Here is a 17,527-nt window from a genome sequence, read left to right as displayed (position 1 = left end):
GCAAGGGAGATCATGCTTCGATTTTGAAAAGAAGTGGCTCCTTTGGTTTTGAAGCTCTATCCGCGTGTGGGACCTCCTCCGTGTCGAGAGCTTTGGGTTCGATGGGTTCCAAAGGGGTAAGTGCAGGGCTGCTTATTACCGCAAATGCGATAAGGGTTCCTCCACCAGCGACTGGGGCAAGTCGGCAAGTCAAATTACCGCCTTCCAACAAGCGAAGTTTGAAGCTCTTTTCTTCGCGAGATCCATTTGTTGCGATGTAGCTTTGAATGGACGACCACAATGGGCTGTCCTCACATTTGGCGCGCCAGTGCGCCATTGCGTCAACCACACTCATTTCGCCGAGAGTGGTTCCTGGGTCGACACCCCAAAGGGATGTATAGGTAGAGTTTGACATCGTGAGCATTCCGTCAGATGCAAAAACTGCAATCGCCTCGCTGAAGCTGTCGAGAACGGCCTGTCCGATCTCGAGTTCCCGCCTAAACCGCCGTGTGAGAGACACTTCTGCGGAAATATCCTCAAAAAGAAACGCGACAGCCCCATCCGGATGAGGGCGGCCCGTTACGCGATATGTTTGGCCCGACGGGAGCGTCCAAGTCTCAGAGTAGGTGCCATCGACTGCTGCGGCCTCAAGTGCGGAAATTTGAGCGCGCCAGCCTTTGTAGTTCTTAGGTTCGGGGATCACTTGCCCTTCGCGTAATTTATCCAAAAAACTAACCAGCGTTGGACGAAGGGATAAAAACATAGGCTGAAGGCCCGTGAGGTCGGTGAGGGCAGGGTTAAAGAGCGCGAGTTGACGTTTTTTATCGAAAATGGCCAATCCGGTCGGGAGGTGAGCAAACGTTTTTGTCAGCGTTTGAACGAAATCCCGCAAAGCGGTTTCGGCGCGAACAACCCCGTCGGCACTCGTTGCAAAATGCAATGACTCGTCGCCAATAGTTGTGCTGAAAACTTCATACCAACGACCATTTGTCTCTTCGGGGAATTTCACTGAAACACGATGTGCCCGTCCTTCGGGCGAGCCTTGGGCGAGTGAGACAGATTGGAAGAGACGCGAGGGCGGCCATGTTTGAACGGGCTTCTCTGCACTGCCATCAAATTCTTGCGACAGGGTGAAGTAACTCGAATTAGCCCATGTAATCACGCCGTCGACTGTCTGCTGCCAGACGTAATACGGGGACATTTCGGCCGTCCCACGCAAAGTCTCCAACTCTCGCTTCATGGCATTCATACTGTGAGGGTCAACTACCGTTTCAGTGCTTGCGGTTGCGTCTTCGACCAGCTCAATTCGGGCCACACCGTTCCACCATTCAGCTCGGATTTCGGCAAAGTCGGCGGGATCGCTCGCTTGGATTGTGAGGGAACCCTCACTCGCCAGCTCTGCCATTTCGAGGGGCAAATCCGGGAAGCGGGTCTGGGCGAGAACGCAAAATTGGCGCCATTCTGATGACCCTTGCGGGCGGGAATTTAACAAGGCGCGGGCGCGCGTCGTGGCATCGACCAATTTTTCGTCGTCGAAGAGAAAAACCAAGGAGTTTTCCGCCCCTTGAAGGAGTGCCCGATGTGATTGTTTGTTTCCACGACCGGAAAAGTAACCCACACCGAATACACCACATGCCGCGGCGAAAAATGAAGAGAGCGCCACCAGTAAAAGGGTTTCTGAAGAGAGCACAGACAAGGAATCATTCCATTTGATGGGTACGGGAGGATATTCGCTCCGGAAAGGTTAACGCCTTATTAAGGTTTCTTAAAAAAGGAGTCTATGGCTATGCTTTTGGTACAAAAAGACTGTTTTCACCAAGACGCCCACGCGTTGCCTCCGCAGACGCAACAAGAACATCGAGAGGCCAGACAACTTGGATCACGGCACCACACTTAAGGGGCCGCTCTTGCTCGGTTAAAAAGGGGTCCGATCCGTTGGCAAAAATTAGTTCGGCCCCCGTGCGCTCAAGAAGTGTTTTCGCTATAAAAAGTCCGAGTCCCATCCCCTCATAACCCGGGCGGCGCGGTTTCACCCCTGCATCGCGGCGTCTGACAAAAGGCTCCCCAATACGGCCAATCAAATGCGGCGGAAAACCGGGGCCATCGTCCGCAATTCGAATTTGGATGCGGTTGTTCGTCCATGCGAGATCAATCCAAACATTTGCCTGTGAAAAATCCACCGCATTCTGAACGAGGTTCCTCAAGCCGTGAATAATCTCTGGACTTCGATGAATTTCGGGGTGTTCGCGCAGACCACTTGGGGCAGGGCCGATGTTGAAATGAATGTCACGACCGCGTTTCGTGTGAGGCTCTGCCGCTTCGCGCACCACGGCCTCAAATGGCGCAGTACGCATATGGAGGTCGTCTTTTCCTGCCCGCCCCATGGAACGCAAAATCTCGCGGCATCGGTCTGTTTGCTCGCCGATGAGCAAGGCGTCGGCCATAAGGTCAGAGCCGTCCTCAAGGTCGTCTAGCATCTCGGAGGCCGCGAGTTTTATTGTCGCGAGAGGGGTGCCCAATTCGTGCGCTGCTGCAGCCACAACCCCCCCGAGATCAGTCAATTTCTGCTCGCGAGCCAGTGCCATTTGCGTCGCCAAAAGTGCTTCGGACATGGAGTGAATCTCGCTGGTCACCCGCCGCGCATACATGGCGAGAAATACTGTGCCGATGACGATAGACAGCCAAAACCCAAACAGAAGGAAGGGATCGGCCTGAAAAATGCGACCCGCGCTGTTTTGAAGGGGGGTGCTCCGCAGAGCGACAAGGGTAGTGAGGCACAAAGCAACCGTGCCCAGAAGAATTGTGGAGTGGAGGGTTAAAACCGTTGCCGAAATTGTGACTGGAACGAGAATTAGAAGCGCGAAGGGATTGTGCAGCCCACCGGTTAAATAAATCAGTAGCATGAGTTGCGAAATATCGAAGAGCAACATCAAGACGGCTTGCCCCTCGCTGAGGCGTTTGTTCTCTGGGTAGACGAAAATCGCAATTAAATTTGCGATAACCGAGGCCGCAATCACTAAGTAACAAAGGCCCAAATCGAGCTGGATGTCGAACTGGCTCCGTGCAACCGAAATTGCAATTATTTGCCCCGCAATCGCAACCCAGCGCAGGACAATCAGCGTGCGCAGCCGAATCCAATCGCTGCGCGCGGATTGATTGATGAAGAGCGATTGTGTTTCGATCATTGGCACCCCATGTTGTGCGGCAAGTTGCACAGTTGATTGTCATGGTAAACACAGCGATCAAGCGGCGAAACCAAAAAGGATTGAACAATGGGTCGGATTTTCGCATTTGCCGCAGTTGGTGTTGCCGCTATTTTACTGGGCTCAACCGCCTATCTGAAAATGAGTTCGGGCGAATCCGAATTTGAGCAATGCAGTGTGAACAAAATTGCCGGTGGTACGTCCTCCATTGGCGGGCCGTTCTCGCTTATTGACGAAACGGGCACCCGCGTTTCCGACACTGACGTTTTGACCAAACCGTCGATTATCTACTTCGGCTATACGTTCTGTCCCGACGTATGTCCGCTGGATTCTGCGCGCAATGCGGCAGCGGTGGATTTGCTGGATGAAGTCGGTATCGAGACCACTCCGATCTTTATTTCAATTGATCCCGCGCGCGACACGCCAGAGGTTTTGGCCGAATATACCGACGTGATGCATGATCGTATGATTGGCCTCACAGGGACCGAAGAGGACGTAAAAGCGACGTCGCGGGCCTATAAAACCTATTACAAAAAGAATGAGGGCGATGACGAATATTATCTCGTCGATCACTCGACCTTCACCTATCTCTATCTGCCCGAACACGGGGTCGTGGAGTATTTCAATCGCGATGATACACCAGAGGATATGGCCAATCGGGTCGCGTGTTTTGTCGAAAACTCCTGATTTGGCATCCATTCAGGTTTAACGATATTTGACCTGCCTTGCGGTTCTGCATAGAACAGGGGGACAGAGATAAAATTAGGGCGCTTAAATGAAAGATCGTGAATTGCAGGACATCGGCGAAGACAAATCTCTCATGCTCCTTGATGACGACGAGCCGTTTCTGCGTCGTCTTGCGCGCGCAATGGAAAAACGCGGGTTTGTGGTTGAAATGGCCGGTTCCGTGGCCGCTGGGCGCGCGATCGCCACGGCGCGGCCACCCGCCTATGCGGTGATTGATCTGCGCCTTGAAGATGGCAATGGCCTCGACGTTGTCGAATTGCTACGCGAAAAGCGGCCAGATGCGAAGATCGTTGTTTTAACGGGGTACGGCGCCATTGCGACGGCCGTTGCTGCGGTTAAAATCGGGGCGACGGATTATTTGTCAAAGCCTGCAGATGCCAATGACATTCTTGGAGCGCTGTTAGCAAAAAAAGATGCGCTTCCCCCGCCGCCAGAAAATCCAATGTCTGCGGATAGGGTGCGTTGGGAGCACATCCAGCGCGTGTACGAATTATGCGACCGAAATGTGAGCGAAACCGCGCGGCGCTTGAGTATGCACCGGCGCACGCTTCAACGCATTTTGGCGAAAAGATCGCCGCGTTAGGCTCTATATTTCGGCAAGAAGCTCTTCGTGACGCGCGGTGAAATCATTGCGTGCGAGGAGCGGTGAACGCAATTCAATCGCTAGCCCTTCTAAAACTGCGGCGTCTGGTTTGCCAAAGAGTTTGTCTGCCTCGCGTTCTGAGAAGCCAGCAATCTGGGTCGCTTCCATCCAGGCCGAGATTTTATCTGCTTTTTTAATCTGTTTCTTAACCGATACAGGGATCGACGCGGGCAGGCCAAACCGAAGATGAATCGCCGCAGTAAGTCGCGTGTCCAAGGCTTCGTAACCCGTTCCAACCGCGGATTTTACGGGGGAAATCATATCGCCAATGACGTACTCTGGCGCGTCATGCAAAAGCGCGGCCAGCTTCCATCTTGCAGGAGCGTTTGGCACAATGCGGCAAAACAAACGTTCGACCAGCAGGGAGTGTTCCGCCACAGAATAAGCGAAATCGCCTTTGGTTTGACCATTCCAACGTGCAACAAACGCAAGGCCATGCGCAATATCAATGATTTCGATATCCATCGGCGTTGGGTCGAGCAAGTCCAGCCGACGACCAGAAAGCATGCGTTGCCACGCGCGGGGTTGATTTGCCATTGTTTTGCCTCTGTTTTACACGCGCTCAATCTTGTTATGGCTAGACCCCGACCTGCCAAAAGTAAAGATGCTCGGTTTTGAGCCGTGCTGGATCACGCGGGTTTGTTGGGCCTCTGTTGCTTAGACGCGATTGTGGTGGTATCTGGCGTTCAACTAAATTTATGAGGAATCAGCCCCATGGCGAACGACTATATCATCAAAGACATTGCCCTTGCAGAATATGGCCGCAAGGAATTGGACATCGCAGAAACCGAAATGCCTGGCTTGATGGCGCTGCGCACTGAGTATGGCGAGAGCAAACCGCTCAAAGGCGCGCGCATTGCCGGTTCGCTTCACATGACGATCCAAACAGCGGTTTTGATCGAAACTTTGGTGGCCTTGGGTGCCGATGTGCGCTGGGCGTCGTGCAATATTTTCTCAACTCAAGACCACGCTGCCGCAGCGATCGCCGCTGGTGGTACACCCGTTTTCGCAATCAAAGGCGAAACGCTGGAAGAATATTGGGATTACGCGGACAAAATTTTTGATTTTGACGGCGGCACATGTAACCTCATTCTCGACGATGGCGGCGACGCAACCATGTACATCCTTCTGGGTGCGCGCGTCGAAGCTGGCGAAACCAACCTTCTCGATGTCCCAACAAGCGACGAAGAAGTGGCGTTTTTCGCACAAATCAGAAAACGTCTTGCCGCTTCGCCCGGTTGGTTCACAAAGCAACGTGATGCGATCCAAGGTGTTTCCGAGGAAACAACAACCGGCGTTCACCGCCTCTATGACTTGGTGAAAACTGGCCACTTGCCGTTCCCCGCGATTAACGTGAATGACTCCGTCACCAAGTCGAAATTCGACAACAAATACGGCTGTAAAGAGAGCCTCGTTGACGGTATTCGCCGCGCAACAGACACAATGATGGCCGGCAAAGTGGCGGTTGTTTGTGGCTATGGCGACGTTGGCAAAGGCTGTTCAGCTTCCCTTTCGGGCGCGGGCGCACGCGTCAAAGTTACTGAAATCGACCCTATTTGTGCGTTGCAAGCGGCGATGGATGGCTATGAAGTTGTCCTTCTCGAAGATGTCGTTTCGACGGCCGATATTTTTGTGACCACAACAGGCAACAAAGACATTATCCGCATCGAGCACATGCGTGAAATGAAAGACATGGCGATCGTTGGCAACATCGGCCACTTTGACAATGAAATCCAAGTTGCGGCGCTCAAAAACCACAAATGGACCAATATCAAAGACCAAGTGGATATGATCGAAATGCCGTCTGGCGCGCGTTTGATCCTTCTTTCCGAGGGACGTTTGCTTAACCTTGGAAACGCGACGGGTCACCCTTCCTTTGTGATGTCCGCAAGTTTCACTAACCAAGTTCTGGCGCAAATCGAGCTTTGGACGAAGGGAGACGACTATAAAAACGACGTGTATATTCTGCCGAAACATCTGGACGAGAAAGTTGCGCGTCTTCACCTTGATCGCATCGGTGTGAAGCTCTCGAAATTGGCTCCGGAGCAGGCAGCCTATATTGGCGTCAGCGTTGATGGGCCGTTCAAACCCGAGCATTACCGCTACTAAAACAGCTGTCGCGGTATAATTCATCAGTATTTTAAGGCGCCCCACGCAAATTGGGGCGCCTTTTTGCGTTCTCGTCCAATTGGTGAAATTTTTTCTTTGTGATTATCCCCGACTTGGCTACCGTGTCGTAGGGCCGGAAAAGGTTCATTTTAACGGGTGCTGCCCAGAAATTTATGGAGTTTGACTGTGGGAAAACGGGACGATCTAATTGCGAAATACGCGGACGACTTGAAAAATAAATGTGGGGTAACGCCCGATATGGATCTTTTGACAAAAGTGACCATCGGATGTGGTCCGGCAATCTACAACGCCGACGCATCAACTGTTGCAGGCTCTCAGGACTCCGAACTTGAAACGGTAAAAAACAATTTCCTCATCAAAAAGCTCTCGCTCGCTGAAGGTCCGAAATTGATGGAGGCCATTCAATCCGTCATCGAAACCTACGGTAAATCCGAGCGCACCAAATATCGCGTTGTTGTGTATTACTTGCTGGTAAAACATTTTGGAAAAGAAGCTGTCTACGGGTAATCCGCAGAAGCTATTATTAAAAGGCGTTCTCATCTACGGGTGCGCCTTTTTAGTTAATAGAACTATAACATGTTGAATTTTAACAGTTATCCCTAAAAACATACTTGCCACATGGGGCAGGGCGGTCTAGGGTTGGTCTATCCCGTCAGGACGACAGGAACCTAACATAACACGTGTGGTGCAAAGTGGAGCGCGTGGGGTGATGGAGGGTTCCGAGGGGTCGGAGCCCTCCTTTTTTATTTGAGGGCTGCAGCCATCAATCGATACACGATCTGGGCGGCAGTAAAATCCCAAGCAATTTCGCCATTTGGAGCAAGCTCTACCACGTCGATCCCCACACATTTCCGGCCTTTGAGGGCATGTTCAACCAGTTGTAGTGACTGGTAATAACTAAGTCCCCCAGGAACGGCGGTACCTGTGGCGGGCATCTGTGACGGGTCCAAACCATCCACGTCATAGGAAATATACACATGCTCGGGAAAATCTTCAGGCAGGTCGATCGCGTGGATATTGTTGGTAACAAGCTCTTCCGCATCGACGAAGAAAACTTTGTTCCGCGCCCGACTTTCAACTTCCTGTTCACACAGTGCGCGAACGCCGAATTGCGCCAGTTGAATGCCCTCTTCGCTTAGCAAATGCATTACGGACGCGTGCGAGTGTTTTTCCCCCTGATAGGCAATCCGCAGATCTGCATGTGCATCAATCTGAATAATCCCGACTGGTTTTTTCAGCGCACGCGCAACCCCCATCACCGCACCATAGGAAAGAGAGTGTTCGCCTCCCAAAGTGACCGGAATTTTGCCATTCTGAACGGCGAATTCGGTGCGCTGTGCTAGGCGTTCCATGATTTCGGGCAAGGGGCCGCTGCAATCCACATCTGATTCGGTAAAAATTCCTTCGGAACAGGGGACAATCCCTAGGCAAAGTCGCTCAAGTTCATTGCTCGCCTCGATGATGGCGGCGGGGCCTGCCTGCGTGCCCGCACCATAGGAAACCGTGCTCTCCAACGGCATCGGAATGACGCGAAACAGCGCCGTCTCATCGCGTTCGGAGGGGCTGAGTTCGCTCTCAAGAAAAATGCTCATGTTATGATAGCCTGTTGCGAAAATTGTCGTAAGAGAACTGCTTCACCATGGTCAATTCGTCGGTTTCGGAATTCCAAAGTGCAATCGAGGGAAGGGCTACGCCGTTGAAAGTATTTGTTTTTACCATGGAATAATGGGCCTGATCAAGAAAGGCGATCCGATCACCAATCGCGAGTGGGGCTGCGCGGGCGTAGTCGCCAATCACATCGCCAGCGAGACAAGATGGGCCACCTAGCCGATAGACGTGGCCATTTGGATCCTCGTCTAGCATTGCGGGTCTATAGGGCGCTTCGATCACGTCTGGCATGTGGCATGTGGCCGAAATATCGGTAATCGCAAGCGCCATTCCGTTTGTGGGCAAGTCTAGAACTTCGCCGACAAGTATTCCCGCATCAAGGGCGACGGCCTCGCCTGGTTCAAGATATATTTCCAAGCCTGTTTTGGCCCTTAAATCACGTATAAATTGAATAAGGGCCGTGCGATCATAATCGCCGCGTGTGATGTGATGCCCGCCCCCAAAGTTGAGCCATTTAAGACGCGAAACATACGGCAAAATCTGCGCCTCTACAGCCGACCATGTGCGTTCAAGAGGGGCGAACCCCTGTTCGCAAAGCGTATGAAAATGCAGTCCGTCCACGCCCTCTAAACATGCAGGCGTCAGTTGGGAAATTGGCATTCCCAAACGTGAATTTGGCGCACAGGGGTCGTATTTTGGAATTTCGCCCTCTGAGTGTTCCGGATTGATACGCAATCCAACCAAAACCTCTCGTGATAAGGCCCTAACCTGTGGCAGAAAGCGATTTTTCTGTGCCGCAGAATTGAAGATTATGTGGTCGGAAAGAGCGAGAATATCAGCGAACTCGCTCTCTTTGTAGCCCGCACAATAGGTCGCAACTTCGCCACCATATTCTTCACGCGCTAGGCGCGCCTCATAGAGGCCTGAGGCGCATGTCCCATGCAGATATTGACGGACCATCGGCGCCAAGGCGAACATCGAGAAGGCCTTGAGTGCCGACAGAATATGTGCGCCGGATTGATCCGCAACCTCAGCCAAAATCGCCAAATTGCGTGCGATGGCGATCTCATCCACCACGAAACACGGGCTGGGAACGCGTGACAAATCAAAATGCGAAAAGGCACCTGCGTCGCCAGCTTGTGTTTGCATGATTTGAGCCATGTTTAGAACTCCACAGGGCCGCTAAGCTCATGGACTTCCCACGGGAGACCATGTTCGTTGAGCATGTCCATAAAGGCGTCTGGGTCCAACTGCTCGGTATTCCAAACGCCTGGCTCGCGCCAAATTCCCTTGAGAACCATAGCCGCGCCGATCATGGCTGGAACACCGGTCGTATAAGAAACCGCTTGGCTTCCAACTTCGGCGTAACACTCCTCGTGGTCGCAGATATTGTAGATATAATAGGTTTTTTCCACGCCATCTTTGAGACCCGTCGCAATATCCCCGATACAGGTTTTGCCCTTGGTCAATTCGCCCAAATCGGACGGATCTGGCAACACGGATTTAAGGAATTGTAGCGGGATAATTTCTTGGCCGTTATGGATAATAGGCTCAATGGACGTCATGCCAATGCCCTCAAGCACGCGCACGTGATTGATATAGGCATCGCCGAACGTCATCCAAAACCGCGCCCGTTCGATTTCGGGGAAGTGGGTTTTCATGCTTTCGAGTTCCTCATGATACATGAGGTACATGTTCTTCTCGCCCACTTCTGGGAAATCAAAGGCTACTTTGTGGGTCATAGCGGGGCTCGTCACCCAATCGCCATTTTCCCAGTGACGCGCGTCTGCGGTGACTTCTCGGATGTTGATCTCGGGGTTGAAATTGGTGGCAAACGCTTTGCCATTGTCGCCGCCGTTGCAATCAAGGACGTCGATTTGGCGAATGGTATCCAACTTGTGTTTCTTGAGCCAAGCGGCGTAAATCGAGGTCACCCCTGGATCAAAACCAGAGCCAAGAATGCAGGTTAGACCCGCAGCCTTAAACTTGTCCTGATAGGCCCATTGCCAGTGATACTCAAATTTGGCTTCGTCCTCTGGCTCATAGTTAGCGGTATCCAGATAGTGGATTCCAGCTTCAAGACAGGCATCCATCAGAACCAAGTCTTGATAGGGAAGCGCAAGATTGACCAGTAATTCCGCACCCGTTTCGCGGATCAAAGCCACAACGGCAGGAACATCCATTGCGTCCACTTGGGCCGTCTTGATCGTGACGCCTGTGCGGGATTTAACCCCCGCCGCGATCTCATCGCACTTGAAAAGGCGCCGTGAAGCCAAGGTGATCTCGGTGAAAACATCCGAATTCATTGCCATTTTATGCACAGCGGCGGACGATACACCGCCCGCGCCGATTACTAATGTTTTGCCCATGACGTCTCTCCTCGTCTCGTTGTTATTCATAGTAAGTATAGCCATTAATGCTGTCGCGGTAAGCCGCCAAAAGTGTTTTGCGGTCTTTGGGATTTAGGCGCTTGTGAGAAATCTCGTTGTCGATCCTTGCACGGAACGCATCGACACAATCGCGCGGATCGTATTCGACATAGGACAGAACCTCGGCAATCGTGTCGCCTTCCTGTTCGTGCAAAAGGTCGAAACTTCCGTCGTCGCGCAGGTCGATTGTCGCCACATTGGTATCGCCAAATAGGTTGTGCAAATCGCCCAGAGTTTCCTGATAGGCCCCGACGTAAAAGACACCGATGTAATAGGGTTTGCTTTCGTCCAGAGTATGAACAGGAAGCGAAGGCGAAATTCCGTCCGCAAGGATGAACTTGTCTATTTTTCCGTCGGAATCACACGTGATATCCGACAAAACCGCGCGTCTGTCGGGGGCAACATTGAGCATTTGTAGTGGCACCAAAGGATGAACTTGGTCGATTGCCCAAACATCAGGAAGCGATTGAAACAGTGAGAAATTACAGTGATAGATATCCGCCAACTGCTCCAAATGAGCATCGACATCTGGGGCCGTGCCCACTTCGGGCGCAAGGCTTTTGATCTTGGACATGAGGTGGAGATAAATACGCTCTGCGCGCGCCATTTGGCGCAGGTCAATATATCCCCGCCGAAACAAGGCCCGCAATTCGTTGCGATAAAAGCTGGAATCATTAATGCACTCTTGAAGGCGTTGTGGCTCTAAATAGCCAGAAACCGCAGCAAGGTCGGAAACAAAGTGATGATCCTCAGCCGCAGGTACGGTTGGGTTGTGAGAGTCGTAAAGTGTGGCCTCAAGGACGTTAAAAATAAGCATCGACGAGGTCGCAACAACGGCCCGACCGCTCTCGGTTACAAGAATTGGGTGCGGGATTTTCGCCTCATCCAATGCATAGGACACGGTCTCAACAATGTTCGTGCAATATTCGTCGACCGAATAGTTGATCGAGTTCTCGTTGGTTGATTTCTCGCCCGTATAGTCAACACCAAGTCCGCCACCCAAATCGAGGTGAGTCAGGGGCGCCCCTTCGCGTGTGAGTTCGACGAAATAACGGCATGCTTCGCCAGTAGCGCGGCGCACGTCATTTACGTCCGGAATTTGACTGCCCAAATGGCTGTGCTGAAATTTGAGACAGTGAATGAGGCCTGCTTCTTTGAGGCTATCAACAACGTCAACAAGTTGGTCTGTGTGCATCCCGAAGGTCGAACGATCGCCGGAACTCTCTGCCCAATTCCCAGAAATTCGGTTGGAAAGTTTTACCCGAACACCAAGTTGTGGCTCCTCGCCCAATTCTTTAACCACGGCAAGAACGGTCTGTAATTCCTTCGGGCTTTCCAGAACAATCACGGTGTTGAACCCGAGTTTACGCGACAAAATGGCAAGGCGGATGAATTCCGCGTCTTTAACACCGTTGCAAACAATAAGCGCGTCGTGCGCCAAAGGTTGGGCGAGGGCGATCACCAATTCAGGCTTGGAACCCGCTTCAAGGCCATGGGAGTATGGCTTGCCGAATTCAACAATCCGGCTGATAACCTGTGCTTGCTGGTTCACTTTGACGGGGAAAACCGCACGATAATCGTTTTTATATCCTGCACGTTTGATCGCGGAGGCAAAACTTTCGTTGAGTGCGCGGATACTGCTTTCCAGAAACGAGCTTACACGCAACAAAAGGGGTGCATGAACGCCGCGTTCTTCGAGGTCCTGCAAAATCACAGGCAAACTCACCATAGGCGCGTCTGGCTTGAGGGGGTTCCGAAGCCCAAGATCGCCATTGGGAAGCACGCCGACTAGATCCTTACCCCAGCGTTCGATCGCATAAACAGAATTTGCGGCAGTGTTGTCATGGGTCAAGGCAGTGTCCAATTCCGTCAGAGTTCCAGTTTCTTCGCTCAATATAACCTTAATTCCATATTGCAATCGGAAAACTTCGCAAACCTTAAAAAGTCACTCCAGCCATCTCGCAGATGATAGTCCATTCAGCCTCTGTTACGGGTTGAACCGAGAGACGCGTATTCTTGACCAAAGCCATGTTTTCAAGGCGCGGGTCCGTTTTGCACATGGCGAGGGTAACAGGTTTTACTACAGGTTTCACAGCGCGAATATCCACACATTCCCAGCGCAGATCGTCGGTTGTGCTGTCTGGATGCGCGAGGGCACAGACCTCAACAATGCCGACAACGGCCTTTTCCTTGAGGGAGTGATAAAAGAAACCCAAGTCGCCGATTTCCATCAGCCGCATATTGTTGCGCGCCTGATAATTGCGCACCCCGTTCCATTCCTCGCCCACACCGCCTTTGGAGACCTGATCGTCCCAACCCCATGCATTAGGCTCTGATTTGAACAGCCAATACGCCATTAGCCAATGACCCGATTCCAAAGTTGTAGGTCAACAGATTGGAACAGGCCTGCCTTGGCATAGGGGTCCTGGTCGGCCCATGCTTGTGCATCTGCGATGGTTTCAACATTCAGTATTACAAGCGAGCCGCACATGTCGCCATTTTCGTCCAGAAATGGACCTGCTTGCGCGACACCGGTGGACTTAAGATAGGCCACGTGCGCGTCTCTGTTGGCTTTGCGTACGTCGAGGGAGCCAAGTTTATCCTTGGCGATTAGGGCTACGAACATGTTATTCCTCCTTTAAAGGGCGCGCGATGAGGGCTTCCATCGCTTGGGAAACTGTTAGACGTTGAGCCAAAATTGCGGCCACGGCATTTGTGATGGGCATTTCGATACCATGTTTTTTAGCCAGATTAGAGACAGCTTCGGCGGTTTTCGCGCCTTCAACCGTCAAACCAGAATCAAATTCCGTTTCTGCCCCCAGTGCAAACCCAAAACTAAAATTGCGACTTCTTGTGGATGTGCAGGTAAGCGCCAAATCCCCGAAGCCGGAAAGGCCTGCAAGGGTTTGCGGCATGGCACCAAGGGCAATCGCAAGGCGTTGAATTTCGGCATACCCCCGCGTCATAACGGCGGCGCGGGCGCTTTCCCCGAAACCGGCCCCAATGGCCGCGCCACTCGCGATTGCAATGACGTTTTTAAGGGCTCCACCGAGTTCAGCGCCAACCGTATCGGTTGTCCAATAGAGCCGCAGGGCAGGTGTCGACAGCATTTCTTGCAGCGGTTCCAAGCAATTTTTGGGGCCAGCAAGTGTGAGGGCGGTCGGGAGGCCCGCGGCAATATCTACTGCAAAACTCGGCCCAGTCAAAATACAGGCCTGAGCCGATGGGATTGTTGACGCAATGGTTTGCACCGGACCTAAACCCGTTGCGAGGTCTACGCCCTTACAGCATGCAACCAGCGTTTTTCCATCCAACAATGTCGCATGCGAATGAAGGAAGGCGGCGAGTTTCTGGGTTGGGATGACGAGAAGAATGGTGTCCGCTTTGCATGCCGTCTCTAGGTCGGATGACACGGTCAAGGTTTTGGGAAAACGGGCCTTCGGAAGGCGCGCGGCGTTCATCCGTGTCGTTTGCATTGTCTTCACTGCGATTTCATCACGCGCCCACAGCGTAACGTCGGTGCGCGCATTGGACAATGTAATCGCTAACGCCGTGCCAAAGGCGCCAGCACCTAAAACAGAAATACTCACGCTTTGGCCCCTTTCTTGCCAGACCCAAGCATTGAACCACTTTTGGTGTCGAGTGGCCATCGAGGGCGAGCGGCTAGTGTCATATCATCCTCGTGACCTGCCCGAAATCTCTCAAGCCCAGTCCAAGCGATCATCGCGGCGTTATCCGTGCATAGGGCAAGCGGAGGCGCGATGAAACGCGCACCGTTTTCCGCAGAAACAGTCTCTAATGCAGCTCGAATTTCCATATTGGCCGAAACGCCTCCCGCAACAGCAAAGGCCGGCACACTTGGGTTTTCAGACAAGTAAACTGCAAGGGCACGGCGTGTTTTCTCTATCAACACCGCCGTGACCGCCTGTTGAAAACCCGCGCTCAGGTCGGCTTGATCTTTCTTGGTAAGCCCGCCCTTGTCGGAAACCACGGAATTACGGGCGCGGAGAACGGCCGTTTTTAACCCAGAGAACGACATGTCGCATCCCGGCCGATCAAGAAGCGGGCGCGGAAAACGAAAACGCGCCGGATCACCGGAAAGCGCACATTTCTCGATGTTCGGACCACCGGGTTGCGGTAGCGCCAAAATCCGCGCGATTTTGTCAAAGGCTTCACCGGGGGCGTCGTCGATGGTGCCCCCTAGGCGGGTAAATTCGTTTTCGCTGCGAACGATCAAAAATTGGCAATGCCCTCCCGAGACCAGCAGCATGAGATAGGGGAAATCGAGGGAATCCGTCAGGCGGGGGGTCAAGGCGTGCCCCGCAAGATGGTTGACGCCAATCAGCGGCAAGCCCGCTGCTACTGCGATTCCTTTGGCGCACATGACGCCCGAAATGACACCGCCAATGAGACCGGGGCCGGATGTTACGGCAATTGCGTCAAGGTCAGAAAAGCTGAGACCTGCAAGGCTCATGACATCTTGGACGCAGTAATCGAGCTTTTCTACATGCGCACGTGCGGCGATCTCGGGGACCACACCACCAAAATCCTTGTGAAGGTCGGCCTGTCCGACCACTACTTGCGACAAAATCTGTGGGGCGCTACCAACTTCGTGGCGTACAATTGCCGCGGCGGTATCATCGCAGCTGCTTTCGATTCCCAGCACTGTGAGTTGCTTTGGCATTGGCGCTCCTTTCTATTCGCAGGTAACATTCCCGCTCAATCTAAACAATCCAGTAGTTCGTCAATGATTTCAAAACATCCAGCCCTATTACTTACACGTCCCATCCAAGCTGCCCAAGACTTTGCTAACAGGCTAAATCTTGGGCCTGAAGAGGACGTGACTTACTCACCTCTTATTGAGATCGAATATTTGCAGTATGATGTGGGGTTTGAAGCTGCGATTTTTTCATCCCGAAACGGAGTTATTGGAGCAGGGGCGGGCGCTGGAAGGCCCGCATATTGCGTCGGCGACATCACGGCAGAATTCGCGAGAAAGGCTGGCTTTGACGTGCGAGAGGTCGGCGAAACAGCCTCAGCTCTCGTGCAAAAAATAGTCTCTAACCCGCCAGAAATGGAGCTCGTTCACCTACACGGCGCGTTTACGCGTGGCGATGTTGCCGGTCGATTGAAATCTGCTGGGGTCAGGTGTTTAGAGCAAGTTGTGTACATGCAAAATGCGTTGCCGTTGACGCAAAAGGCGCAATCCCTTTTAAAAGGAGAAGATATTGTGGTGGCTCCGCTGTTTTCGCCACGAACGGCCGAATTGTTTTCTGAACAAATTCAAAACCTCGCTCTTCCTCTTGCGCGCACTCATAAAATAAAGATCGTTGCGCTGAGTCAAAATGTAGCCAGCCAACTTCCAACACCTTTTCGCAAAAATATTGTTGTACCTCGACTACCAACCGGAGATATGATGCTTCAAATTGTAGCGCGATATTTCTGCGATTGAACCTCGCAACGCGCGCGTAGACCTAACTTGATTGTGATATGCGTCACGGATGGCTATTGTTAATGTGACGCTAGAAAGGGACTTTTCGTGACCAATAAGACTTCTCCCGAAAACGCACAAATTGAAGAAACGAACGCGGAATCTGAACCTGTTGTCGAAACGGTCGATATTGAAACGGTCGATATTGAAACGGTCGAAGTTGAAGCGCAGGATGAGGCTGTCATTCCAGATATCGAGCCAGATGCAGACGTGGCTTCGGAAAAACCGGATGCCGACGACCATATCGAACCAGTTGCCAAAAAAAGGGCAGGGGTTCCCGCGTTTGTTGGTGGTGCGGTTGCTGCAATACTTGGCTTTGGTGTGGCACAATTCGTGCCCGAAGGGTGGCCTGTCGCGGGCATAGATACTAGTGAAATGGACGCCAAGATCGCATCCCAATCAAACGAAATAGTTGAACTCAGACGAATGATTGAGACACAAGCGAGCGCGTTGGGAAGCAAAGTCGATAGCGCGGAATACACCACTGAACTGACGGCGCTTTCTCAAGAAAGCAAGCAGGATGTTGTAGGCGTAAATGCTGAACTTGATGCATTGAGTGCGAGTGTCGAACAGCTTTCGGTGAGGTTAACCGACCTTGAGAAACGCCCGATTTCTAGCAATGATGCATCTGATGCTGCGGTAGCTGCTTACGAGCGGGAATTGACAGCTATGCGTGAAACATTGGCGGCGCAAAAATCCCAGATTGAAACCGTTGCCAAAGAGGCGGAAGCCAAGATATCTATGGCCACAAGCCAAGCCGAAGAGCTTCAGGCTGGGGCAACTGCGATCGCTAATGCGGCTCTATTAAGGGCTGGAATGTCCAATATTAATTCGGCGATTGAAGGCGGTAACTCTTTTGACGCCGCTTTGGCTGATATTACAAAAGCAACCGGAAAAGAAGCATCCGCTCAATTGCAAGCCGCTTCGATTTCCGGCGTGGCGACCGTGGCGGACCTGAGGAGAGCGTTCCCATCTGCGGCACGCGCCGCTATTGCTGCAGTTGCGTATGAAACGACGGACGAAAGTGCGATTGACCGATTGGGCGCCTTTTTGCGCAGTCAAACTGGAGCGAGATCATTGGAACCGCGTGCCGGCGATGATCCTGATGCCATCCTTTCTAGGGCCGAGGCTGCAGTTGGGGATGCAAACCTCCAAGAGGCGCTTTCAGAAATTGCGTCCCTCCCTTCAGCGAGCCAAGAAGCAATGGCGGATTGGGTGAAGTCCGCAACTTACCGATTAGAGACACAAGCCGCCATCCAAACCTTCGTTTCCTCAATTTCAGAAAATTAAGAGAGCC

The 17,527-nt window shown here is 52.4% G+C and carries 17 protein-coding genes; 6 read left to right on the top strand and 11 right to left on the bottom strand.

Annotation, left to right across the window (positions count from 1 at the left end; translation table 11 throughout):
* Positions 1–10 precede the first annotated feature (10 nt).
* Together AB9F27_RS10220 and regB are read right to left on the bottom strand one after the other, a co-directional pair.
* A complete protein-coding gene (locus AB9F27_RS10220; RefSeq protein WP_335583948.1) occupies positions 11–1,528 on the bottom strand; it encodes a PAS-domain containing protein in 1,518 nt (505 codons plus the stop codon).
* Positions 1,529–1,763: 235 nt separating this feature from the next.
* On the bottom strand, positions 1,764–3,164 hold the full coding sequence (regB, locus tag AB9F27_RS10215) for a sensor histidine kinase RegB (RefSeq protein ID WP_335583949.1): 1,401 nt from the start codon (positions 3,162–3,164) through the stop codon (positions 1,764–1,766).
* An 87-nt stretch (positions 3,165–3,251) separates the two neighbouring features.
* Here regB and AB9F27_RS10210 point away from each other — a divergent pair, with 87 nt between their 5' ends.
* Positions 3,252–3,869, top strand: coding sequence for an SCO family protein (locus AB9F27_RS10210; protein WP_335583950.1), 618 nt, complete (start codon positions 3,252–3,254; stop codon positions 3,867–3,869).
* An 88-nt stretch (positions 3,870–3,957) separates the two neighbouring features.
* On the top strand, positions 3,958–4,512 hold the full coding sequence (locus AB9F27_RS10205; protein WP_039002900.1) for an ActR/PrrA/RegA family redox response regulator transcription factor: 555 nt from the start codon (positions 3,958–3,960) through the stop codon (positions 4,510–4,512).
* 3 nt (positions 4,513–4,515) lie between these two features.
* On the opposite strand, the gene AB9F27_RS10200 is transcribed toward AB9F27_RS10205, so the two are convergent.
* Complete coding sequence (locus AB9F27_RS10200; RefSeq protein ID WP_335583951.1) at positions 4,516–5,109, bottom strand: HD family hydrolase; 594 nt, start codon at positions 5,107–5,109, stop codon at positions 4,516–4,518.
* Positions 5,110–5,286: 177 nt separating this feature from the next.
* Here AB9F27_RS10200 and ahcY point away from each other — a divergent pair, with 177 nt between their 5' ends.
* Together ahcY and AB9F27_RS10190 are read left to right on the top strand one after the other, a co-directional pair.
* Positions 5,287–6,681, top strand: a complete 1,395-nt coding sequence (gene ahcY / locus AB9F27_RS10195) for an adenosylhomocysteinase (protein ID WP_335583952.1) — start codon at positions 5,287–5,289, stop codon at positions 6,679–6,681.
* A gap of 186 nt (positions 6,682–6,867) precedes the next feature.
* A complete protein-coding gene (locus tag AB9F27_RS10190) occupies positions 6,868–7,209 on the top strand; it encodes a DUF2853 family protein (protein WP_335583953.1) in 342 nt (113 codons plus the stop codon).
* A 236-nt stretch (positions 7,210–7,445) separates the two neighbouring features.
* On the opposite strand, the gene speB is transcribed toward AB9F27_RS10190, so the two are convergent.
* From speB to tsaD, 8 genes are read right to left on the bottom strand one after another with little or no spacing between them, the layout of a single operon-like run.
* Positions 7,446–8,294, bottom strand: coding sequence for an agmatinase (speB, locus tag AB9F27_RS10185; RefSeq protein ID WP_335583954.1), 849 nt, complete (start codon positions 8,292–8,294; stop codon positions 7,446–7,448).
* Position 8,295: 1 nt separating this feature from the next.
* On the bottom strand, positions 8,296–9,471 hold the full coding sequence (gene nspC / locus AB9F27_RS10180) for a carboxynorspermidine decarboxylase (RefSeq protein ID WP_369757706.1): 1,176 nt from the start codon (positions 9,469–9,471) through the stop codon (positions 8,296–8,298).
* A 2-nt stretch (positions 9,472–9,473) separates the two neighbouring features.
* Positions 9,474–10,679, bottom strand: a complete 1,206-nt coding sequence (locus tag AB9F27_RS10175; protein WP_335583956.1) for a saccharopine dehydrogenase family protein — start codon at positions 10,677–10,679, stop codon at positions 9,474–9,476.
* A 22-nt stretch (positions 10,680–10,701) separates the two neighbouring features.
* Entirely contained in the window at positions 10,702–12,633 is a 1,932-nt protein-coding gene (gene speA / locus AB9F27_RS10170) for a biosynthetic arginine decarboxylase (RefSeq protein ID WP_335583957.1), read from the bottom strand.
* Positions 12,634–12,676: 43 nt separating this feature from the next.
* Positions 12,677–13,096: an EVE domain-containing protein gene (locus AB9F27_RS10165; RefSeq protein ID WP_335583958.1), complete on the bottom strand. Its 420-nt coding sequence runs from the start codon at positions 13,094–13,096 to the stop codon at positions 12,677–12,679.
* Complete coding sequence (locus AB9F27_RS10160; RefSeq protein ID WP_039002912.1) at positions 13,096–13,365, bottom strand: YciI family protein; 270 nt, start codon at positions 13,363–13,365, stop codon at positions 13,096–13,098. Before AB9F27_RS10160 ends, AB9F27_RS10165 begins: the two co-directional genes overlap by 1 nt.
* A 1-nt stretch (position 13,366) precedes the next feature.
* A complete protein-coding gene (locus tag AB9F27_RS10155; RefSeq protein ID WP_335583959.1) occupies positions 13,367–14,329 on the bottom strand; it encodes an NAD(P)H-dependent glycerol-3-phosphate dehydrogenase in 963 nt (320 codons plus the stop codon).
* Positions 14,326–15,423 (bottom strand): tRNA (adenosine(37)-N6)-threonylcarbamoyltransferase complex transferase subunit TsaD, encoded by a 1,098-nt coding sequence (gene tsaD, locus AB9F27_RS10150; protein ID WP_335583960.1) that lies wholly within the window; start codon positions 15,421–15,423, stop codon positions 14,326–14,328. The genes AB9F27_RS10155 and tsaD overlap by 4 nt, the downstream gene beginning before the upstream one ends.
* Here tsaD and AB9F27_RS10145 point away from each other — a divergent pair.
* On the top strand, positions 15,412–16,191 hold the full coding sequence (locus tag AB9F27_RS10145; RefSeq protein ID WP_369757705.1) for a uroporphyrinogen-III synthase: 780 nt from the start codon (positions 15,412–15,414) through the stop codon (positions 16,189–16,191). The two genes, tsaD and AB9F27_RS10145, sit on opposite strands and share 12 nt — an antisense overlap.
* An 87-nt stretch (positions 16,192–16,278) precedes the next feature.
* A complete protein-coding gene (locus AB9F27_RS10140) occupies positions 16,279–17,520 on the top strand; it encodes a mitofilin family membrane protein (RefSeq protein WP_335583962.1) in 1,242 nt (413 codons plus the stop codon).
* The last annotated feature ends 7 nt before the right edge of the window (positions 17,521–17,527 follow it).

The organism is Falsihalocynthiibacter sp. CO-5D18, assembly GCF_041205445.1.
GTDB classification, from domain to species: domain Bacteria; phylum Pseudomonadota; class Alphaproteobacteria; order Rhodobacterales; family Rhodobacteraceae; genus Falsihalocynthiibacter; species Falsihalocynthiibacter arcticus.
This window is presented reverse-complemented; position numbering and strand designations above follow the sequence as displayed.